Origin of the sequence: Roseovarius sp. (genome assembly GCF_048262375.1) — a bacterium.
In the GTDB taxonomy this organism is placed as follows: domain Bacteria; phylum Pseudomonadota; class Alphaproteobacteria; order Rhodobacterales; family Rhodobacteraceae; genus Roseovarius.
The window spans coordinates 1-21,109 of sequence record NZ_JBLXFE010000031.1; the positions used below are offsets into that span (position 1 = coordinate 1).

Consider the following 21,109-nt stretch of genomic DNA (forward strand, 5'->3'; position numbering starts at 1 on the left):
AGTAGAAAGACGAGCGCGCGATCGACAGCAGCTTGCACTGCTGGCCGATCGACAGGTCCGGGTGGTCAGGCTCGATCATGCCGCGCCTCACTTCCCGCCCCAGGGCTTCAGCTTTCGTTCCAAAAAAGAGTTGGCCACCGCCAGCTCCCCTATCTTGGCGTGGAGCTCCTTCACCTGTTCCTCATCAATCTCGGGTTTCTTGCGGCCTCCGCGCTCGAACACGCCTGATGCGCCTTCGAGCAGGGCTCGCTTCCATTGATGGATCATCGTCGGATGCACCCCGAACCGGCTTGCCAGCTCGGCGGCCGTTTCCTCGCCTTTCAGGGCTTCCAACGCGACCTTCGCCTTGAACTCAGGCGCATGCTGCTTGCGTTTCGACATCTCTGATCTCCTTCTCGTCGAAGATCAGCAGACTGCAAATCATAGCTTATGTCAGTGTCCGAACGGGGGTGTCCACATCACCAATCAACATTTTCGAAGCCTTCTGGCTGGGACGAACGATGAAAAAGCGGTGATCCGATCCGCGCCGAAAGGCAAGAGATGAACCCATCGTGTCAGTTATAGATCCGCAGCCAAGGCTTGACCTCAACAGTGACGGTGACCCATTTGATCCGGGCTGCCTGTTCGAGGATGCGACCAATGCCAGCGAGCGCATGAGCAAGTCTGGCCGAAATCTGGGTTGATGACGATCTCGACGTGGTTGTTTCCTTCGAGGATCACTACTGGCCAGGACAAGGAGCCGACCGCTGCGATCAAGTGGCCGCACTGCTAAGGATCGAGATTGAGTTGGAAGTTACTTGGTCGGATCCGTTGTTCGCATGGCCCGGACTGGGCACCGTGACCCAGAGCACGGCCGAATATACGCGGTTGATGCTCGACGTATCGCAGTCGGCGCGACCAGGACAAGACGAAATCTAGCTAGTGCGTTAGCAATTAGGCGTATTCAAGGCGGTCAGCACCGGAAGGCAAGCGTGGGTGCCTTTTCAGTGGCCCGAAAGACTTTTGGCCGGCGGTTTAACCCGCCGGGCCGAAGGAGAACCCGCTCCTCAGAACGGGATTTCATCGTGAGTCGACCAGCTCGGGTTTTCGTTCTCGGCCGACTTCGGACGTGGGAAGTCGACCTTCTCGGCGATGATCGCAGCCGTAGCGGTCGTTCCCCATGCTGTCGATCCACTTGGTGTAGTGGATGCGGCCGTGGACAGGTCCCCTTTCGCAATGCTCGGCGACCGTCTTGCGAGACCGTTGAAACAGGTGATGCGGTGCCATTCGGTGTCCATGAGCCAGTAGCCGTTCTCGTCGCGCATCACCGGCCTAGGGGGGGACGCGGGTGGCGAGGCTGAAGTTGGTGATCTTGGTGCGCTCTGGGTGGTGCGGACTTCGGTCGACCGATGTTGCCGGCGAGGATGACGATGTTCTGCATGATAAGCTCCTGTGTGTCCTGTCTTCGGGACCGTCCCTTCGACAGACCTGAAAAGCCCGTCGGGTGACGCGTGCACGGTGGACGGCATGGACACGGAAACCCAAAGGACCGGGGTGGAGCGGGCAGGACGCAAAGGTGGCAACACGGCCCGGACTGACGCGGTGCGCGCGAGAACCCGAACGGGATGGGATTGTCAGTCGAAGGATGGCCAGAGACAGAGAGATACGAACCCATGCCAGACCATGTCCCCTTGCCAATCGGGACTGTTTGACCCAAAGCCAGCACTCCTCCAGCGGCCAAAAGTGGCTACTACCAGCATTCATCCCCTGCCCTTGCCTGCTGAAATGCATGGCCCTGCCTCGACATGCTATCGATACCGGAACATCCAGGACCGGCGCATCAATGGCTTATTACGATCGCAAAGGCACTGTCGCTCAGCGAACTGAACAAATGCGAAGGACGTCGCCAAGGCGATCTCACATGGGATCGGCAGAAGGCGGAAGCCCGCGCCAAGATGGAAGCTCTCGCCGGGGAACTGGGCTGCTCCTGCCGAGCTTGTCAGCGGCAAGACGAAATCCTCCGTGCACCAGCCCGCGAAATACCGGCACCCTGAGAACCTGAGCTCACCTGGTCCGGCGGGGCATAAACCGAGCGTTCGCCAGTCGAGGAGCATAGTTGCGGCCCTGGCGACCCTGGGTCGATACACCCAAGAAGAAGGTAGCGGCATGAATCGATGCGGTGGCTGAGCTCCGTGTGGAACGGCAAGGCGTCCGCTCAAGGATCGTGGATGCGCATCGTCGGCGCCAACGAGGCTCGATGACCTCTTCCGGTGAGCCAGCGCGGCCGGCAACGCGAGTGCCGGGCGATGCGAGCTTGCCCAACTCGCTCACTGTAGCGTCGGCGTCCGCGGCTTCGCCGCAATGAAGAACCAGCCGCGCTCCGCCAGCCGGGCCGAAGGCTATCGCGTATCGTAGTAGACTATGTCGCGCGCGGCCATCTCGCTATCCTCTCGTTCGAGGCGGACGCGTAGACGCGGGCGCGCTCGCGGAAGGCGACTTCGCCGCCTTCGAGGATGTCGCAAACAACCTTGCCATTGCAGCATTTTCCATCCGCCTGCCACATAGCTGATCGGCGGCGGCCGCCTGATTGATGCGGTCCTGCTTCGGCTACGATGATCTGATCCGCGTCGGTGTGATCACGAGTTGGCGTTGGCGTGACTATGATCACCTGTCGCTTCGCCTTCGCGGCAATGAAGAGCGCGACCAGTTCGTCGAGCGGACTTCGGATCAAGGTTCTCCTCGGGCTGGTCGATTATCAGTGGCCGATCATCGCGGATCGTCGAGCGCCAGGTAGAGCAATAACAGCACGATGCCGCGCGTGCCGGGCGAGAGTTGCGGATGTCGACGCCATCATAGGAGATCTCGTACCGGACGGTGATGTGGTCAGTGCCAGCCAGTGCGCGAACTGTTTCGACCAGGCTCGGAATTCAGTCTGCTGCGTGGCGCGAAGGCGCATGGGACAGCAGGTCTCGGAGGTATTTCGTCATGAAGGCCGTCATCGCGGCTGAACTCGACCGCCGATTTGGTTTCCCCGCCGACTTGAGCGCTTCCGTGGCCACCGTGATCAGCGAACCGCGCCGTAGAAGGTCGGTTTGCGACGGTCGAGCTCTTCCTCCGCGAGGTTCCCACGCCTGAACGTCGGCGATCCGTCGGACGAGAAGCTAAGCCATAAGCGTCCCCGACAGTGGCAAAGCGCGCCATCAGGGGCGCGTAGGTCACATGACGCGTTCTGTTCGTGATGATCGCCTCAAAAACCCGACCGTACGTTTCATCGCGCTCAGTCTGGAGTTCCTTGCGCCGCGCTGCGCACCCCGCATCGGCAAGGCGGGTTTCAGGGTCTGAAGCGCCGAATTCTCCTGCGGTCGTCAGTCAGTGCCGCTATTGATCGCGTACAAACGTCGGCGCTGAACAGCGCTGAACAGCCCTTCCAGGCAGGTCATCTCGGCGGCGATCAGCGCAGCGGCGGTGTCGTGATGTCGGCAGTGTCGGCGATCAGCGGGACGTTCGGATCGCCTGGCACTAGCGGAACGCCGTTAAGTTCGCGAATTTTGCCGTCCGCCCATGCAACGTATGCGGTCAGGCTCTTGTCCACGTCGCCCTTGTAGATCAGCAGGAAGTGTCCACTGCTTGCGCGGGCCGCTATTGGTATGGCGTGCCTGCGCCGTCGAAGCATCTCAGGCGCGCCGTAGCCCGCATGCTACGGACCTCGTCCTGCAGGGCGACAAGTGCGGCGCTGATTGCCGTAACTCTGGATCTGGTTTCGGGCTTTGGGCCGCCTCCTGAGCTGGGTATGACGGGCGACCTGAGCTTCGGTGCCCTTGACCACGAGCTTCGCGCGATCCGCCGAATAATCGGCGATCCGGCTTCTTCAGCCCAACCTGGGCGGTCAACGGACGAAAGGCTCTCTTTCTCGAACTCGGTGGCGATGCGATCGAGATGTCGGAGATCGCCTCGGCCTCGCGCTCGCGCGCCTGCCGAAACCGTGATCTGCTGGTCCGCAGCTCGGCGAAGTCGGTGCCCATTCGCGATCGTCCTGCAGATATGACTCGAGATCACGCGCTCGATCTCGTCGATCAGGCCGTCGGACACACCTTTGGCCGAGCAAAGCTCTCGACGAACTGCTGCGACAGGTAGCGGGCTCGCGGAAACGACGCCGGCCGTTGGCGTCGCTGCCATCGAGCGCGCGTAACCGTCGCGCCGCGCCCCAGGTCAGCGTCGTGGTCGCGTCGCCGATCACCGTCGCGCACGTAGGAAGGATGGGCTGATGTTTTCGTCCGCGTCCCACGGATGGGGTGATCGCATCACAGCCGGCCGCGATGACGTCGGCCAGGCGGTCTTGCCCAGGCCCGAGCGCCGATGATGGCGACTAGGCAGGGATTGGGCGGGATGTCCGGCGTGGACGCCCAATCCATCGTCGATCTAACGTGCGAGATCGCGACGGCGTCGCGGGCAGGCGGGTGTTCGCCGACATGGGCGCGGCCCTCCGGGATCGATGCAGGCCTGGCGGAGGTGTCGAACTCTAAGGCGCCCTTGATCCACGAAAGGCGTTTGTCGACGGGCTGGCCGACGGATTTCTGGTCATGAGATCGCTGCCGTGAAGGCAGGGTTGCAGCCGTCATATCGTGTCCGTAGCTCCTCGATCGTCACGCCCCGTTAGCCGATCAGAACTCGCGTTGTGCCGGACTGCTCGAAAGATGATGTGCGCGAACTTCTCGATTTCTTGCCGCACCGTGACGTCAGCGGCTTGTCGAACGCCAGACGTGCCGTCTCCGGCCGCGCCAGCGGCGATGAGGATGTTCCTGGTCGCCCATTCGCTCTCGCGATAACCTTGCGCAGTTGATCGAAGTTGACCTTGAATTGCGTTGCGCCGTGCGGGGTACCGCGCCGTCGTCGGTGATCGACTGGTCGGCGCTTTCCGAATTTGATCAGCTCCTCGCGCGTGCAATCGAAGCGGTCGTTGAACGCATGGAATTGGAGGCGCTTGAGGACCGTTTCATCTCCGAGGTGGTCGGGATCTTCCAGGCTGACGAGCAGATGGATGTTCACGAAGCCGACTTTGCCGCCACGTCCAGGCGTAGCTCGATGTTCGGGAAGACCAGCTTCACGCCGGGCGGCAGGCGTCGATATGCTTGCGGAATTCTTCATGGGTGTCGGTGACATAATAGTCGGTGACGGCGATCGCCTCGACCTTCGGCGTCAGCCCTCAAGCGACGTGGGGTATGCGCTCCGGGGTTGGTGCACCGAACTGGTTGTTGAGGACTGTGCCAGGGGCATGAATATGCGGCTCCCAACGGTGCCATTCGAACCGCGACTGATCTTACGCCCTAGTGCCCTTCTTTCTGTTGTTCTTTCCGTCGCCAGTAATGCAACTGCGTTAGCGCAGCATCGCGCATTCTATCGCAAGTATTTCCTGGAACTAGCGCCGCGCAATGTGATGTCGCGCCATCCTCGTATTGTCCTGGCTGTCAGCGACATTCGGAACTGACCCTATGGCGACACGATCTGCGCCAAGTGGTAAACCGGCGTTTCTCAGATCGGCATCGCCGATCTCTTTGTCGGCGATAGGCCCAGGGGCACACCTGCGTCTTGCCTGGGCCCTCGGGAAACGAGGCCGAAGCCTCACCGAAGGGATCATATTCGAGACGATCACGACCTCGTCTCCGTCGATTTCGTCGGCGGGACGGCGCCTAGGTTCATCACCGGCCTGGAAAACAACGATCGAGACCATGAGCGTGGCGGCGGGGAGGCGGCGAGGCGTGAGCATCTTTGCAGGACATCTGTTTGGCTCCTGTCTTGGAGGCGGAGGACCATCCCCGCGCGACAGGACCCACAGGCCAGACTGGCTGACATCACCGGGTGCGTTCGGCTCGTCCGAATCCACCCGGCGGCACGGGCTCGCCCGTAGTCCGACCCCTCGCGGGTTGATCTCGAAGACAGGATTCGGGGCAAGGAAGGGAATGGCGAGCGGGGGATGGTGCCCCAACGTCAGGAGCCGATTGTCCCGTTAATGCTTGGAACGCCGCCCGCCTCCCGGGCAGGCTCTTGGTTGATAACCTCCGTCTTGGGGAATGGATCCTTTGGTGCCCCGCGATTTCGCGGGACGAAGGTCTGGTCGGTGAGAGGCCCGCACATGGGCAGGCCCCTCACGCCTTGTCAGGGCTCAGGCGGCCAGGTCTGCGCCCCCTGCCCTCTCGCCGTCCTCGGCACCGACGATATCGAGCCTCGCGTTGCGATAGCCTTCCCGTGCAATCCAAAGCTCGGCCGCAGTGATGGATTCCGCCAGATGCAGCAACTCGGTGTTTCCACCGAAGTCCAGAAGTACGCGGACCTGCCCGGGCTTCGGTTCCTCGGCCACCTCAAAGATCAGACGGCTATCCGCCGAATGGCTGCGCATGATGGTGACGAGAATGACCCCGTCCGAGGAGAAGTTGCCCTCATGCAGCGTGAAGGAGGCCGGAGCCGTCCAGGTGGGATAGACCCGCGGCAGTTCCTTCTTCACGAGGCGGCCGACGCCGTTCGATCGCTCCCAGGCCGCGAGCTTCTTCGTGAAACGTGCCGGCGGCTTGGGACTGCCGTCGGTATAGCGAATGAGCGCCCCGAGAGGGGCTGAGTCGATGATGGTTGTTGCAGACATGATTCCTCATCCCGAATGCGAGCGTTCGCATTCATCATATTGATATTGCTTTATTTTGTGAGAGAAGGGGGCGGGTTACCCCGCTCCCCGGATGACTCAGATCACTCCGCAGCCATCATCGACGCGGCGCTCACCGGCAGATCAGCCGTCAGGAAGGCCGGAAGATCGATGTCTTCGGGCTCTCCCGCATCCTCCCCCTGCCCTTCTGCGATCACCTCGCCGCCCAATGCGACCAGATCGGCCCGGCGAAGAACCTCAGGCAACCACCCGCTGCCCTTGAGGAGCCGCTCGGCTTCGGTGGCCATCTCACCCTTCTTCAGGTGATCAAGGAGTTGTGCGGTCCCCTCCCCCTTCGCCTCGCGCACGGCTTCGAGGATTCGGGCCTTGGGCACCCGGTTGAGGTAGCCATCGACCGTCGGCTCCCAGCCCGCCTCGACCATGTCGAGATTGGTCGCACGGGCCACCAGATCGGCATGCGCCATGCGGCGGGTCAGACCGGTGGCGGAGATACCCGCACCATAGGGGTTCACCTTCTCATGAAGCGCGTTGATCCCAAAGCTGAGGCAATGCGCCAGGAGCGCCAGACGGCTGCCTTGGTCGAGGACCTCCAGATAGTCCCAGAGCGCAGCATCGTCCCCAAGAGGCAGATCGGCCTCCCAGGCGGCATGACGTTCGTCGACGAGCTTCGCCACGACGCTGTCCTTCAGATCGGGCGCCTGCGCCGACATGTAGACATGACGCACCGAGGCTTCCAGACAGCTGCCCACGGCAGAAGAGGTGCGGAAGGTATCCGTCACCAACTTCAGGAGCAGGAGAGTCAGTGCCACGTCAGGCGACCGCCCGATGGCCTCGCGCAGCGCCAAGGTCCGGTGGGCGGTCAGCTCCATGACGAGCCGTTCGGGCAACGGCTTCAGCGCGCCTTCATCTTCCTCGTCGGACGAATCAGCACCGATCGGCTGACCACCCGAAGTGATGACGGTGCCCCCAGCGGAGGTTGCCGACGGTTTCCAGCTGAAAACACCGACATCTCCCCCCTGCCCCATGGCATCCGCGCCATCACCCTCCTGGACCGCGGTCTCCTCGCGCGGCTCGTCCTCGGGCCGGACATAGCCGCGATAGACCGCCAGACTGCCGTCCCGATCCAGCGTGACGAAGACGCCCGCGCGCCCGACCTCGGCCGGATCGTAGATCAGCGGCCGCTGTTCGAGCGCTTCCATCGCCATCTCGAGCTGACCGAGCCGGGCATCGATCTCCTCGGGGTATTCGTCCTGACCGGAGTATTCCTCTTCCAGCGCACGATACTCGGCGAGGAGCGAAGCGTGGGCCGCGCTTTCCTCGTCGGTCATCGGCGCGGGATCACCGGCGAGACGCCGCAGACCGTGGCTGTAGCCATAGGGCAGGTCGCTCGCGACCTCGATCCATTTCCAGCCCTCGGCGACCAGCGCCTTAGCTTCAGCCTGAAGCTTCTCGGCCACCAGCCGGTCGAGCAGGGCAGGGTCCTCGAGCCAGCCACCATCGTCGCCCTGAAACAGATCGCGCAGGACGACGCCACCTGCCGCCTCATAGGCATCGACACCGACGAAGACCGCGCGACGATCCGAGGCCCGGACTGAGGTTTCCGTCAGCATGCGCCGGATGGAATAGGGCTCCTTGTTCCAGGAGTTCTTCACTGCATCCCAGACCTGCAACTGACGCCCATGATCCGGGTTCACCGTGAAGGCCATCAGCTGTTCGAGCGCCATGCCATCCTCGGCATATACCTCGAGCAGGGCAGGGGTCACAGAGGCGAGTTTCAGGCGCTGCTTCACGATCTGGGGCGTGACGAAGAACGCCGCCGCGATCGATTCCTCGCCCTGACCTTTCTCATGCAGAGCCTGAAACGCACGGAACTGATCTAGCGGATGCAAGGCGACTCGCTGCATGTTCTCCGCGAGCGAGTCGTCCTCGGCCAGGATCTCCGACGCAGCATCTCGCACAATGCAGGGGATTGGCGCGGTTTTCGCCAGCCGCTTCTGCTTCACAAGCAGCGACAGCGCCTGGAAGCGACGGCCACCTGCCGGGATCTCGAACGTACCGGTCTCGACACCATCGGCACCGAGAACAGCCCGCACGTTCAAGCTCTGCAGCAGGCCGCGACGCGCGATGTCTTCGGCCAGTTCCTCAACCGAGACCCCCGCCTTGATGCGCCGCACATTGGACTGGCTCAACACGAGCTTGTTGAAGGGTATGTCCCGCGAGGGGGACAGGACGACGTTCTGGGCAACTTTCGCCATCAGATCTTCTCCACGACGGGCGCCGGAAGCCACTCTCCCGATCTCACTCCCCGTCACCCCTCAAACCCCCAACCTTTCCCTCTGTCTGCTGGTTGCTCATCAGACGGCGCAGAGAGTTCACAGCTGTGAACTTCGTCGATTGGGGCACCGACGGGGAGAATGTTCACAACTGTGAACATCACGCCGCGTTTCGCCGGGACATCAGCGCCATGACCATCGGCCCGCAAGAGAACTCGCCCGCCGCCGCCTTCGACGTCAGGGCGCGGAGGTAGCCACCGGGCGATCGGATGTCGGCAAAGCGTTCCAGCATGGCGACAACAACGATGGATGCCTGCTCGGGCCCCATGAACCGTTGTGCTTCTTCCCAAGCGGATGCACTGATCCCCATGGCCGGCCGTACATGGCAAGCCGCGTCAAAAAGCTGATGCCAGTGGTGGATATCTCCCTGGTAGAAGGTCCTGAGCGACGGGCAGCCCGCGATCACCAGATGGAGCGGGATCTTTGGCACGCGTCTTGTGTCCGCTTCTTCCACGTCAGCACCAGGTGCATCCGTTTCAACATCTGGCGCGCCGGCCGCCGCCCCGCCTTTTTCTAAGGCAGGTTCAAGATCTATAGATTCTTCATTTGAATTATGATGGTGACGCTCAAAACTGGCATCATTGGTGTTCATTTCTTCTGTTTCAGGGCCATCAATGACGTTTCGTGCATGGTCGAGAAGAGCTTCGAGATCTGCCCGATACGCCAAGAGCTCCTCGAGCATGAGCTTGCGGCGCAGGGCGCGCGCTGTCAGGACAGCCTTGTCACGTAGTTGGTCCCAGAGGCCAAGACCTGGCTGGATCTCTTCTCCAAACTCCGCCAGGGCAGCGAGATCGCGTCGCATGAGGCTCACGACCTCCCGCAGCCGGCGCACACGGTCCTCGGCCTCACGCACGGCCTCTGCGGCCCGTGCCACCTCTTCGGACCGGCAGTAGAGCGGCGAGAGATCGAAGCCGAAGGCCACGCGCTCTTCGCCATGCTTGCGGACATAGCGCTTCCCGTTGGGGCTATCGCGTCGCATGAGCAAGCCAGCGTCCACCAGGCGGGCAATGTGCCTGCGCATCGTGGAGCAGGCCATGCCGTTCAGCCGCTCGCAGATTGCCTTGTTGGACGGGAAGACGACCATTTCTGCGTTCCCGCCAAGCGCATCATCCGGAAAGAAGCTCAGAAGCCCCTGCAGAACGGTCAGATCGCGCTCGGAAACGCCAAAAGCGGCCTGCGCCTTGGACAGCTCGCGAAGAAGCTCCCACTTGTTCACGGGCTTGCCCGGAACAGACGCCTCAGGACGCTCGACCACGCGCAGATGGGCGTGCGAGATCTGCCGCATAAACGGCGAAATCGGTGTGTACTCCATGATGTCATTCACGAAGGCATAGAAAAGCTGTTCCGCGAATCACATATGACTTGCGGTTTGCGCGCCGGCCCACTACCTTGAAAGTGCTAAGATCAAAGTTGGGGTCTCGTGGAGCGCAAGCTTTGCGGGACCTTTTCTCTAGCCTGTACCGTGCCTCCTTTTTGTTGCTGCTCTGCCTCTCTTCATGTCTCGCCTTTCCAGCGATCGTGAAGCTCTTCGAGGACGTCCTGCGCGCGGGCATCAAGCCACTCCGCAAAGGCATCATCCACATCCGTCAGGTCCAGGCGAAGCGCCCGGCCAGATCTCTTGATAGCGCCCACGGGCGTGCCATCGATCACAAGGGCAGTGGTCTTCGATCTCGGCTTCTTGCCGAGCGTCGAGCTCACACTCTTTTTTACGTGCCGCGCAACGGCCTCAAAAGCCGCCACCGAAGGATCAACGTGCGGATCCTCATCCGCCTGTTCGTTCGCGGCCGCCTTGGCGCGAACATCAAGAGCAATTCGGGAAAGATCGTCGTTCTCGATCCGGCTGTCGGCAAGCTCCTTGGCCAAAGCTTCCCATCTGGGACGGCCGACGCCATGCGCCGGTCCGATTGCATGGGCCAGTGCAGTTCCGATCGCCTTGGCAACCGAGATCGACATCGATACCGCCGAACGGGTCACGTTGAGCACTTCGGCAATCTGTGCCTGCGAGCCAAAGCCACTATCGAGCAGTTCCTGAGCGAAGAGGGCACGCTCGATGTAACTCAGGTCACGTCTACCAGTATTCTCTGAAACCTGAGCGCGGAGTGCCGCCGTATCGTCCAGGTTAGCGATGAGGGCGCGAACCTTGCTCACTTTGTCGGAGGCACGAATGGCCTCAAGACGGCGGCGTCCATAGACGAGGAGATACCGATTGGGGTCGGTCGCATGGCGCCGAACAAGGATGGGCACAGTCTGCCCGTTTTGTTCAATCGACGCGCGAAGGTCGTGCACATCCTTTGGGTCGAGGCGATCCGAGTATCGCTCGTCTTGGATCTCAGCCGGATCGAGCTCCCAAACATGGTGAGCATCGACAGCATCACGCGCCGACCGCAGGGCCCGATTGCTAGACATCATGCTACCAGGGGCAGGGGGCGTCCCCGCCGCTGCAAGACTATCCAGCATGGACATGCGCTTCTTCTTGCTGTCGGTCATCAGCGCCCCCAAGTCTTCTGAATGAGCTGGGCAATCTCGTCGTTGACCGCATTCAGGCTTTCAATGGCCCGGTCATAGGTCGTCCGGGTGAACGCGCTGCGTTCGACCTCGTAAAGGGTCTGCTTGGTCAAACCGGCGTCCGAGATGGCCGTCGACTTGAGCATCGGCGCGTTCAAAACCTTGTCGCCGTACATCGTTCGCAAGAAGGCGACGATACGGTTCTGCGGTGCGTCTGTCGGCTCATACCGGGTCAAAAGATACCGCATCCAGTCATGCGACATGTCGGCCCCACTGTCGGCAATGACGTCCATCAGGTCGGCCGTCATTCTGAGGAACTGGCTCATCGACATCACGTCGAGCATCTCGGGATGGATCGTAACGAGAACGCCTGTCGCGGCCGACAGCGCGGACATGGTCAAGAACCCCAGTTGCGGAGGACAGTCGATGACGACGACGTCATACCGCTCATCGACCTGCGCCAGCGCCTCCTTCACACGGAAAAAGAACAAACCCGCGTTGCCGCGAGAAAGTGCCCGCGGCGTCTCGTGCTCGAACTCCATCAGTTCGAGATTGCCAGGAATCAGATCGAGGTTCGGGATATATGTCTTGCGGATCACCTCGGCGATCGGAACCGGGTCTTCATAACGAATGGCATCGTAGAGCGTGCCGCCGTCCAGCAGGTCAAATTCAGGCTGAACCCCATGCAAAGCCGTAAGAGAAGCCTGCGGATCAAGGTCGATCGCCAGGACACGGTAACCCTTGAGAGCCAACCGTTGAGCGAGATGCGCCGAGGAGGTCGTCTTGCCCGACCCCCCCTTGAAGTTCATCACGCCGATGATCTGAAGATGGTCACCGGCGCGACGACCGGGCAGGTAATCTCCGGGTCTTCGAGCCGTTTTCTCCAACAAAATTCGTAAGTTATGGATATCTTCAGCAGAGTAGTGCCGCCGGTTCCCCGATGAAACTTCTGGCGACGGCCCCTTGCCATCAAGATGGAGCTTTCTGAGGTATGAGTCGTTGACACCCAGCAGAGCAGCAGCTTCCCCAGAGGTGAATTTGCGCATAGACTTGGATGCGTCAGGCGGGAACAGGCTCTCACGCTGCGAATGCAGTTGCGCCGCCAGCACCTCGGAATGCTGACGGATCACAGCGTTCAGGTCTTCCTGTGTATCGGCTCTGCTCATCTGCCCTCGCGCGCCCGTGGCGTGTTCACGGAATTTGGCGTTTAGTCGCCCTTTTCCGTGACTATTGCCTGAGGACTCAGATTCGTGCAAGCTCTTTCTAAATCTGGTGTCAGCCACTGCGTGACGCACAAGAGTAGCCCGGGCTCGTGGACAGGCTTGCCCATGCAACCAACATGATATACATTCCCGATCGTATATCCACTCAGGAGATCACGATGCAGGTCGCGAAATGGGGCAACTCGCTTGCCGTCCGTTTGCCCGCTGAGCTTGTCCGCGAACTTGGCCTCAAGGAAGGCGATCAGATCGACCTGGTCAAGGACGACGGCCAGGTCAGAGTCCGTCGTCTGGCGCGCGCGAATGAGGTGCTGACGGGTCTGCGCCGCTTCCGGGGCAAGCTGCCCGCTGCGGAACGCCTGAGCCGCGATGACGCGCATGAGCGCTGAGTTCGCGGACACGAATGTCGTTCTTTACCTGCTCGACGATGGCCCGAAGGCCGATCGCGCCGAGGTTATTCTGGGGCAGGGGCCCCGGATCAGCGCTCAGGTCCTGAACGAAACGCTGGTGAACTGTCACCGCAAGGCTGGCCTGAGCTGGGAGGAAGCAGGGACGTTTCTTGAGGGCATTCGCGCCTTGTGCCCCGTCGAAGACCTGACCCTTCAGACCCACGACGTCGGCCGCGCCTTGGCGGAACGCTACGGCTTCTCGATCTACGACGCCATGATCGTGGCCAGCGCTTTGGTTGCGGGCTGCACCACGCTGTGGAGCGAGGACATGCAAGATGGCCTGATGGTCGAAGGCCAGCTTCGCATCGTCAACCCCTTTACATGACCGGACAGATACTGAGCGTGGTCCTGACCACAACCTTGTAATCCTTCCATGTCTTGGAGGATTTGCAAGGTAGCGCGACTACTCAAGCAGCCCCAGTCTCTCAGCCCGCTCCAGCAGCATCTTCACCGAGGAGGGCTGCCAGCTTGTCCGCCCGCGGGGCGTGCGCTCACGCATCGCTTCCAGTCTGGTGCAGATCGCCTGAAGCGTGATGTCGGGGTCCGCGCCTTTGATGGCGGCGACGATGGCTGTCGCGTTTGGTTCCCGATTTCAATTGAAGCGATTAGCTGAAACCTGAGCGGTCAGGTTGGAGCTTGGCATTTCAGCAAAGGCTCGTCGGAAGGGCAGGGGGCTTACAGGCCTGCGGCCTTGGTCAGGTTCACCCGGAACCTGTCGCGGCGTCGCTGGTATCGGCGGGTCATCTCTGCGCTGGCATGACCGAGCTGCTTTTGAACATAGCGCTCATCAACTTCCGCGCTGCTTGCAAGGCCTGCACGCAGGGAATGGCCCGAGAACAGCCGCACGCGCTCGGCCTCAGGCAGATCAGGGCGTAGCCCGGCCTCGCGGGCGCAGGATTTGATCAGCCGGGCGACGTGCTTGTCCGACAACCGCTCGCCCGTAGCTTTCAGGCCGTTGCGCGACGTGGCGACGAAGATCGGGCCGAAGTCGATCCTTGCGTAATGCAGCCACTGCGTCAGGGCATGGACCGGGCAGGTCTGATCGGATGAGCCGCGGGCGATTTCGACCTCGCGCCAGCCGGTCTTGCCGCGTAGGGTGAGGAGTACGCCGCCCTCCAGGATCTCGACCCAGCCGCCGGAGTCAGGCGTGTCATCCTTGCCGTGGTCGAGGCTGACAATTTCGGACCGACGCAGGCCACCAGCAAAGCCGATCAGCAGGATAGCGCGGTCACGCAGGCCGCGCAGATCGTGGGGGAGGGTGGCCAGCATGTCGCGCAGGTCTTCAGGCAGGATCGCTTCTTTCTGGACCGGTGGCCGTGCGTGCTTGCGTCGGATGCCAGCCAGGACGCTGGCAATGTGGCGGTCCTTGCGGTCCAGCCGTTCTCCGCGCTGCGCATAGCCCCAGGTCAGGCCGGACAGCCGCCGCTCTATTGAGGAGACCGAGAGGGCACGGGCCTTGCCGCCCGGCGCTGCCAGATCGGCGATGTAGAGCCCGATCAGCTGGGACGACGAGGGGAGAGGGTCCGCGCCACGCATCCGGCACCAGCGCGCGAAGTGGGCCCAATCCTTGGTGTAGGCCTTCAGCGTGTTCTCCGACGCCGCCTGACGCGCATAGTCACGCGCCGTTTCGACCAGGCGGTCGAGCGTGCCCGAGCCAGCGACATGGGAGGGCAGGGCGATCGTGTCGCGCTCCGTATCAGCGCTGTCGTCCCGCTCATGGCGATCGGGACGTTCCGGGGGTTCTGAAGGCAATTTCTCGGGCGTTTCGGTCATACCGTCGAGCATACTCCCGCCAAGTCCGATAATGCAAACTTATTGGACATTAGAGCAAGAGATAGTGTGAGGCGGTTTCTACGCTATTTGCTGGCAGAAAGCGCCGTCTTGGGATAGCGTCCCGGCATGACGTTTGCTCGCGACATCCGCACCAGCGACCCTGAAACGATACCCAGGATGCCAGCCTGGGTTATCGCCACACGGGTTGAAACCCTTGAAGATGTGGCGTTTTTGTCAGGTGCAGCGCTTACTCACCTGTATCATGTGTTTGCACGAGACGATGTCCCCCAAGCATTGTTGCGGGACCGGCTGGCCCTGCACGCCGCAGAGGCATGCGTGGCGCTTTCCGGTCGGATGGAGAGGGCGGGGGAATTGCGCGACGCGGTGCACCTCCTGCGTCCCGGCGACCTTCCCGGTCCGGCAGGCGAAACCTACCTTGCCTGGCGTCGCGCGGTGGAACGGTCGGTGTCGGTCAAGGCTTTGAGCCGAGCTTTACCGACCATCGAGACTTGCCAGATCGCCACGTGGCTGGATGCGGGAAATGGGGCACCGCTGACCCGTACCGCGGTGGTGCTGGATGCTGTCCTGACGGAGGCACCCCGTGCCGAAGTCCCGGCCTTAATCCTCGCGGACGCCGCCCTCGCCCAGGCGCTAGGTTGGGATCATGTCGTGCCGCTGCTGGCCGCGGGTTTGAAACGCACAGACCTGCGCAAGCGGGGCCACGATTTGCGCCTAGCCTGTCATCGCGCTGTGACCGCATCCGCGGTCGAGGCCACGCGTCTGGCTGTCGACCTCTCGCGTCGGGCTGCGCTTTTGAAAGGGGTTGCGCCAAAGCTTCGAGCCAAAGGGGCCGGGGAGGCGGTTGAGATCTTCCTGACACAGGATGCGGTGGCCCCCGCGGCCTTGCCTTTGCCGGATCGCGCCGCGCGGCGACTCTGCGACCGGCTGGTCGATCTTGGCGCCATCCGCGAATTGACCGGCCGCGACACCTTCCGGCTGTACGGGGTGTAGGCATGAGCATGGATAGCGAAAATGGGAACCGGTTCCGCGGGTCGGACATGCGACCAGAAAAGAAGTCGAAGGACCGCCCCGAACCCCAGATTGACCGCGAATTGGCCAACCTGCCGCCGGAATTGCGCTGGCGGGAATGGATGCGCCGGATCGAGGCGGTGCTGTTTGCCTCTGCCTCGCCTGTACCGCGCGAAGATCTGGCGCGCATAGTGGGGCAAGGGACTTCGGTTGATCTGCTGGTCGAGGATCTGGCCGCCGATCTGGAGGGGCGGGCGTTTGAGATTGCCATGGTCGCAGGGGCGTGGATGTTCCGGACACGGACCGCTTACGCGCCTGCGATCCGCGCCGCTGCTGATGTGAGCGACCAACTGCTGGACCTGAACGAGTTCGACGTCGCGATTCTGGCGGCGATCGCCTACCACCAGCCGATCACCCGCGACGGGCTGAAGGATATCTTTGGCAAAGAGATCAGCCGGGATCTGATCGGGCGGCTGCATGCACACGGTCTGATTGGAACTGGGCCGCGCGCGCCGCGTCGTGGTGCCCCCTATACCTTCGTGACCACAGACGCGTTCCTCTCAGCTTTCGGGATGGAGAGCTTGGGCGACCTGCCAGACGCTGAACAGCTGAATGACGCTGGGCTGGCCGCGCGCCCTTGAAACCTGCTTCAGACCATCAGGGCACCTGCCGCTGCTGATGGAGCCGCGCGGCCGCCTGAACGAGATCCGCCAAATGCGGGCCAGCGGTGGTAGAGCAAGGCCCAGCTTTAGGCCGAGGCAGGACGGCATCGCTGAATGATGTGACCAGTCCGCGCCAGGCTGGCGCAGCCTGAGCGGCGCGTCTCCAATAAGCGATCGCGGGATTTCTTCGCGTTCCGAAAGGCGTCGACCGCCCTTCCGTCAATTGCCGGAACAGATGATAGCGATCCCGATGGGGGAGGCGCGCGATGGACATTGGCCGTCGCCCAAATTGAAAGCAGGCCGATCCAAGCAGGTCCGGCAGTGACCGCCCCTCTGACATCCGATACCCCACGGCATGAAGACGAAGCAGATCGTCGATCAGGCGCTCAAGACGCCGAACCCTATTGGTGGCAGGACGGGTGCGTTTGCAGAGCGCCGTACCGCATAAGGCGCAGATTTGATGCGGTACAAGACGCTTCTGGCTGAACGGAGCCAATCCTTGTCCGCAGGATGGGCACCTGTCCCGAAGTCGGCAGCCGTGGCGAAAGCAAGAAACGCGTGTCGCCAGGCTCCAGCTCCGGCGAAAATAGGGCGTTTCGTCTTCCGCCAGACAGGCCGGGCAGAATTGCAGCCAGGTCGCCTGCGTCTTTGGTGCGCAACTCTGCTGAGGCGATGCCCGCAGGGGCAAACGCAACCGGGCCAAGGGGTCAGGAGCAATGGTCAGAGCCGCGATGTCTTCCAAGGGTATGTGGGTATGTTCTCCCAGAAACTGCAGAATGCGATCTGGCATCGCTCGATCAAGACGTGCCGACCAGTTCTGACCTGGCGCTCCGAGAAGCGCACCAAAATAGTGCGGAGGTATGCCGTTTGCGTAAGCGAGGCGGTGCAGCCAGCTTGACAGAAGTTCACCTGGTGCGGGCATAATGCTCATGGGCCAACGGTTTCCCGCCGCGCCTTCATACCGCTCTGCAGGCGTCACGGAGATCCCGGTCGGCCCAAACCTCATGTCATCTCGTGACGCAAAGCGGAATTGCGGCGCCTCGAGAGAGGCACATAGCCAAGGTCCGACAGGGTTGCGCCCGTGATCCGGTCCTCACCGCGCGAGATTGCCGCAACTGCCGCCCTGGTGACTATCTCGATAACCTCGCCGATCAGCCCCTCTGACAGATCGTGGATGATCTTTGCCAAGGGTTCGCGCGACAGATCGGAGGCATTGGCTAGCGGCAGACTTACCTCAAGGCTGTCCAGAAGTGTCGCGAAATCCTCGTCATACGCCCAGCGTGGAATGGGGATCGTATCGAAGCGTGAGCCCATTTCGTCCGTGTCATGCACCGCATCGTAGATCGCGATTTCGCCGACAAGGACGGGTGAGATGTCATGCACTCGTGCGATCCGCCGCAAGAACGAGAAGATGGCCTTCACATCCTCGCGCCGCCCGCGCAACGCGCTGTGGAACTCGTCGAAGATCAAAAGGCGCGGCTTCAGGCGCTCCAGAAGATGATCGACCTGATCGCCGGCGCGGGCCAGGCTGCGCCAGCCAGCGGCTTGTGGCGCGCGCAATCCGGACAGGATGCTGGCATAGAAATGCGACAGCCCTGCACCTTCCCGGGTCTGAATCACCCACACCTTTTGCTGCTCGGCAACACGCAGATGTTCGACGGCGAAGCGTTCGGCGATCATGGTCTTGCCGTTATGGTAGGGACCGGCAAGCAGCAAACCGCGTGGGCGCAGGGATGGCGGTCGCTCAAGCAGCAGTCGCATCGCGTCATGCGCCGCGCCGGCCGCCGGATGGCTGATCCAGCGCGGCGCGCGCACATGGGCGATCCGCACTGCGTCATCGGCCTGCAAGAGTGGGACGGTGGCGGACATGAGGTGGTCCGGCACCTTACCAATCCTCGATTGGGAAGACCCGCCGCGGACGATCCGGGTCGAGCTTTGCCTGGGCCGAGGCGGAAGGCGTAGCGAAGTCGGCATAAGGCTTCTTTGCCTCGGTGGCATGCCGGGCGCGGGTCATCTCCTTCAAACGGCTTTTGGGGGTTTTGGCGGCGGCAACAGTTGCGGCGATTTCGCGTCGGATCGCTGATGCCTCCTGCACAGGGCGCCGCTGGATTTCGCGCCGCCGCTGTCGATCCGCCTGGTGCTGCCAGAGCGTGATCGGCTCGGCCAGTCCGTCCCGTCGCCTGACCGGCCGCCAAGCCTGGGTATCCGGATCCTTGACGTAGATATGGCTGATGTCGCGAGGATCATAGCACAGATCGAGCGGGGCCAGCCGGTCACGACGCGCAACCAGCGGGCCAAGCCAGGGCTCGAAATAGTCGATGGCGAAGAGACTGAAGCCCTGAGGTGAAATCTTCCGCGTCTTGCGTGGCAGGAAATTCAGCAGCACATCGACAGGTGCATCGACCGGCCGGTCTTTCGGCTGGAACCGATCTTCCCACTCTTTCGCCGGAACGGTCAGCTTGCGCGCATTCTGGCTCAGGTTGTGGTCGATGATCGCGAGCGCGATGCAGCGTTCGAGATCCGCGAAGCTGAGCCGTGCCCGCGCTTCCGAGGCATAGTCGCCCCGATCCGCGATGGAACGCCCCGTCTTGCCCGGCAAGGCGCGTAGCGCGGTGTTCACTTTCCCCAGCAGGCGTTCGACGACTCCGCCCCGATGCACGGTGCCCTTGTTCCGCATGCGAATGGAAATACCATAGTCCGCGCATCCTCTGCTGAAGGTGCTGCTTTGGAATTCCTTGGCGGAATCGACGACGATCTGCTTTGGGCGACCGTGCATCGGCCAAGCATGATCGATACTGCGTTCTGCCAGCCAGTCAATCTTGCAGCACATCGCGTGCGCCAGACAAAGTGCCACAGACAGTCGCGACGGCCGCTCGAGGGTCAGGCAGAAGCCGATGATCGCGCTCGTGGCCACATCTGCAGCGATGGTCAGATAGGGGCGCCCAACGAAAACACCGTAGTCATCAATAACCTCGACAAACTGGATGTCTGCCGGCGTGTGATCGATCTGGACAACGTCGAGCGCGTGGTTAGCCCGGATGTAGCCCGGTCGCGGCTTTAGCCGGTGCAGGTGTTTACCATCTGACAGGCGGCGGCGGGCAATTTCTTCCGGGGCAAACAGAGTGGGGATCCGCCGGGCGACAGTGACATAGGCGGGCGGCCTGTGCCCTTCCTCTGCGCAACGGGCGCGGATCTCTTCAACGATTGGTGCAAGGTCCGGCTGCTCGGGGCGCAACCACATCTCCCGCAGGGTCATCGCAATGATGCTCTCGACCGCGGGACTGATCCTAGGTTTCCTTGTTCCACTCGTTTGCGGCAGCAGGGACGATACCCTGCGCTCTTCCCGATACCGCGCCAGATAGTTGTAGACTTGGCGTGTCGAGAGCCGCAGCTCGGATGCCGCGCGCACCACGGCCTCACGCACGGGCGCCACTCCGTCAAGAATCCGGTCCAGCTCACGCGCGGTACGCGTTGCCTTGGTCCACGCTTCATCCGAAACATGCCCTCCGCCGGACATCATCGGTATGACGCTTTCGAGACTGGCTGCGCCGTGCGCCAACAGAGCCGCCACTCTTTGAAATACGGAACCAAAATTGAAGCCTTAAGCTGAAAAATGATGTGTGCTTACCCCGTATCATCCAGAAATCACGTAATAATCATGTGCTGAAATGGTGAAGAAAATGCGACATGTGGTTTCTGCCCGGTCCGATGGACGACGAGCCGGACTATTTGCCGCCGGGACCACGGGCCGAACCGCGTGAAACCGAGGTCCTCGACGAATGGCGGAAGGCAGAGGGCGGGCAGGCCGCGCGTCTTGCCCGTGTGGCCGGTCGCGTCGGCGCGCTGGACGACCGGTTGAAGCGCGGACCGGAAGGATGGCGGCATCGGCTTGCGCTGATGGAGGCCGCAGATTTGAGCTGGCACACCGGTGACCGCATCAGCCAAGACCGGCTGGCGCTCTGGATCTCGCTGCGCCTGTCCGGTGTCCAGGACGACACGGCGGCGCTGGCGCGAGTCGGATGGGCGATTCGGCGACTGACGGGTGGACCGGGACCGGAGCAGGACCTTTCCGCCTTCCTCGACCGTCGCGACCCCGAGAACATCAGTGATGAGACCGAGCCGTTCGTGGATCGCGCGAGCGGTTGGCTGGATCTGATGGGGCAGGCCACGGACCTGCACCCGATCACTCGCGCTTGCGCGGGCTTTCACCTCTGGCGCCTCGCGGGGCTCGGGCAGCACGACGACCGTATGGAAGCGGCTGTCGCAGCTGCGCGGATCGCGGCCAGCGATGGAAGAGGCGCAGTCTTCACGCCTCTGGCCATGGGCGGGGCAGGGGGACTACGAGCCGGTGGTTCACCGTTCGAACGTCTGGAACGCTGGTGTCACTGTACCCTCATTAATCAGAATTGCCTTTAAAATTATCGTTTGTTTTCAGCGGCACGATGTACCCTTAATTTTCATATTGTACCGTTAATTGCCATACTGTACCCTTTATTAGCATACGGTC

19 protein-coding genes and 2 pseudogenes are annotated in these 21,109 nt (G+C 62.0%); 6 read left to right on the forward strand and 15 right to left on the reverse strand.

Annotation, left to right across the window (positions count from 1 at the left end):
* Positions 1-87: 87 nt before the first annotated feature.
* The 4 genes from ACN0SW_RS18655 to ACN0SW_RS18670 all read right to left on the reverse strand — a co-directional run bounded on the left by ACN0SW_RS18655 (position 88) and on the right by ACN0SW_RS18670 (position 3,652).
* On the reverse strand, positions 88-381 hold the full coding sequence (locus ACN0SW_RS18655) for an IS3 family transposase (protein ID WP_007195955.1): 294 nt from the start codon (positions 379-381) through the stop codon (positions 88-90).
* Positions 382-1,046: 665 nt separating this feature from the next.
* Entirely contained in the window at positions 1,047-1,304 is a 258-nt protein-coding gene (locus tag ACN0SW_RS18660; RefSeq protein WP_417729434.1) for a hypothetical protein, read from the reverse strand.
* A 1,094-nt stretch (positions 1,305-2,398) separates the two neighbouring features.
* Positions 2,399-2,710: a hypothetical protein gene (locus tag ACN0SW_RS18665; protein ID WP_417729435.1), complete on the reverse strand. Its 312-nt coding sequence runs from the start codon at positions 2,708-2,710 to the stop codon at positions 2,399-2,401.
* A 720-nt stretch (positions 2,711-3,430) separates the two neighbouring features.
* Entirely contained in the window at positions 3,431-3,652 is a 222-nt protein-coding gene (locus ACN0SW_RS18670) for a hypothetical protein (protein ID WP_417729436.1), read from the reverse strand.
* 263 nt (positions 3,653-3,915) lie between these two features.
* Between ACN0SW_RS18670 and ACN0SW_RS18675 the strand changes: the two genes are divergently transcribed.
* Complete coding sequence (locus ACN0SW_RS18675; protein ID WP_417729437.1) at positions 3,916-4,113, forward strand: hypothetical protein; 198 nt, start codon at positions 3,916-3,918, stop codon at positions 4,111-4,113.
* Positions 4,114-4,632: 519 nt separating this feature from the next.
* Here the strand turns inward: ACN0SW_RS18675 and ACN0SW_RS18680 are convergent.
* The 6 genes from ACN0SW_RS18680 to repA form a co-directional block, all read right to left on the reverse strand.
* Positions 4,633-5,124, reverse strand: a complete 492-nt coding sequence (locus ACN0SW_RS18680; protein WP_417729438.1) for a hypothetical protein — start codon at positions 5,122-5,124, stop codon at positions 4,633-4,635.
* Positions 5,125-6,139: 1,015 nt separating this feature from the next.
* A complete protein-coding gene (locus ACN0SW_RS18685) occupies positions 6,140-6,613 on the reverse strand; it encodes a hypothetical protein (RefSeq protein WP_417729439.1) in 474 nt (157 codons plus the stop codon).
* A 101-nt stretch (positions 6,614-6,714) separates the two neighbouring features.
* Positions 6,715-8,886: a ParB/RepB/Spo0J family partition protein gene (locus ACN0SW_RS18690; protein WP_417729440.1), complete on the reverse strand. Its 2,172-nt coding sequence runs from the start codon at positions 8,884-8,886 to the stop codon at positions 6,715-6,717.
* Positions 8,887-9,064: 178 nt separating this feature from the next.
* Positions 9,065-10,276 (reverse strand): plasmid replication protein RepC, encoded by a 1,212-nt coding sequence (gene repC / locus ACN0SW_RS18695; RefSeq protein WP_417729441.1) that lies wholly within the window; start codon positions 10,274-10,276, stop codon positions 9,065-9,067.
* Positions 10,277-10,458: 182 nt separating this feature from the next.
* The gene (gene repB, locus ACN0SW_RS18700) at positions 10,459-11,451 is read right to left on the reverse strand and encodes a plasmid partitioning protein RepB (RefSeq protein ID WP_417729442.1); all 993 of its coding nucleotides are present in this window, start codon (positions 11,449-11,451) and stop codon (positions 10,459-10,461) included.
* Positions 11,451-12,635 (reverse strand): plasmid partitioning protein RepA, encoded by a 1,185-nt coding sequence (repA, locus tag ACN0SW_RS18705; protein ID WP_417729443.1) that lies wholly within the window; start codon positions 12,633-12,635, stop codon positions 11,451-11,453. The genes repB and repA overlap by 1 nt, the downstream gene beginning before the upstream one ends.
* Positions 12,636-12,850: 215 nt before the next feature.
* On the opposite strand from repA, the gene ACN0SW_RS18710 reads away from it, so the two are divergent.
* Positions 12,851-13,078, forward strand: coding sequence for an AbrB/MazE/SpoVT family DNA-binding domain-containing protein (locus ACN0SW_RS18710; protein ID WP_417729444.1), 228 nt, complete (start codon positions 12,851-12,853; stop codon positions 13,076-13,078).
* Positions 13,068-13,463, forward strand: a complete 396-nt coding sequence (locus tag ACN0SW_RS18715) for a PIN domain-containing protein (RefSeq protein WP_417729445.1) — start codon at positions 13,068-13,070, stop codon at positions 13,461-13,463. The genes ACN0SW_RS18710 and ACN0SW_RS18715 overlap by 11 nt, the downstream gene beginning before the upstream one ends.
* 78 nt (positions 13,464-13,541) lie before the next feature.
* On the opposite strand, the pseudogene ACN0SW_RS18720 reads toward ACN0SW_RS18715, so the two are convergent.
* Positions 13,542-13,709: pseudogene (locus tag ACN0SW_RS18720) on the reverse strand (recombinase family protein); the annotation flags it as partial.
* 104 nt (positions 13,710-13,813) lie between these two features.
* The gene (locus ACN0SW_RS18725) at positions 13,814-14,923 is read right to left on the reverse strand and encodes a tyrosine-type recombinase/integrase (RefSeq protein WP_417729446.1); all 1,110 of its coding nucleotides are present in this window, start codon (positions 14,921-14,923) and stop codon (positions 13,814-13,816) included.
* Between the two features lie 114 nt (positions 14,924-15,037).
* Here ACN0SW_RS18725 and ACN0SW_RS18730 point away from each other — a divergent pair, with 114 nt between their 5' ends.
* Together ACN0SW_RS18730 and scpB are read left to right on the forward strand one after the other, a co-directional pair.
* Positions 15,038-15,922: a DUF1403 family protein gene (locus tag ACN0SW_RS18730; protein ID WP_417729447.1), complete on the forward strand. Its 885-nt coding sequence runs from the start codon at positions 15,038-15,040 to the stop codon at positions 15,920-15,922.
* Between the two features lie 47 nt (positions 15,923-15,969).
* The gene (gene scpB / locus ACN0SW_RS18735; RefSeq protein ID WP_370206042.1) at positions 15,970-16,581 is read left to right on the forward strand and encodes an SMC-Scp complex subunit ScpB; all 612 of its coding nucleotides are present in this window, start codon (positions 15,970-15,972) and stop codon (positions 16,579-16,581) included.
* Positions 16,582-16,597: 16 nt separating this feature from the next.
* On the opposite strand, the gene ACN0SW_RS18740 is transcribed toward scpB, so the two are convergent.
* The 3 genes from ACN0SW_RS18740 to ACN0SW_RS18750 are packed head-to-tail and all read right to left on the reverse strand — an operon-like array spanning position 16,598 to position 19,858.
* The gene (locus ACN0SW_RS18740; RefSeq protein WP_417729448.1) at positions 16,598-17,608 is read right to left on the reverse strand and encodes a TniQ family protein; all 1,011 of its coding nucleotides are present in this window, start codon (positions 17,606-17,608) and stop codon (positions 16,598-16,600) included.
* Positions 17,605-18,471 (reverse strand): TniB family NTP-binding protein, encoded by an 867-nt coding sequence (locus tag ACN0SW_RS18745; RefSeq protein WP_009573528.1) that lies wholly within the window; start codon positions 18,469-18,471, stop codon positions 17,605-17,607. Before ACN0SW_RS18745 ends, ACN0SW_RS18740 begins: the two co-directional genes overlap by 4 nt.
* A gap of 16 nt (positions 18,472-18,487) precedes the next feature.
* The gene (locus ACN0SW_RS18750; protein WP_417729449.1) at positions 18,488-19,858 is read right to left on the reverse strand and encodes a Mu transposase C-terminal domain-containing protein; all 1,371 of its coding nucleotides are present in this window, start codon (positions 19,856-19,858) and stop codon (positions 18,488-18,490) included.
* Positions 19,859-20,289: 431 nt separating this feature from the next.
* Here ACN0SW_RS18750 and ACN0SW_RS18755 point away from each other — a divergent pair.
* Positions 20,290-20,982 (forward strand): annotated as a pseudogene (locus ACN0SW_RS18755) (hypothetical protein); the annotation flags it as partial.
* Between the last annotated feature and the right edge of the window lie 127 nt (positions 20,983-21,109).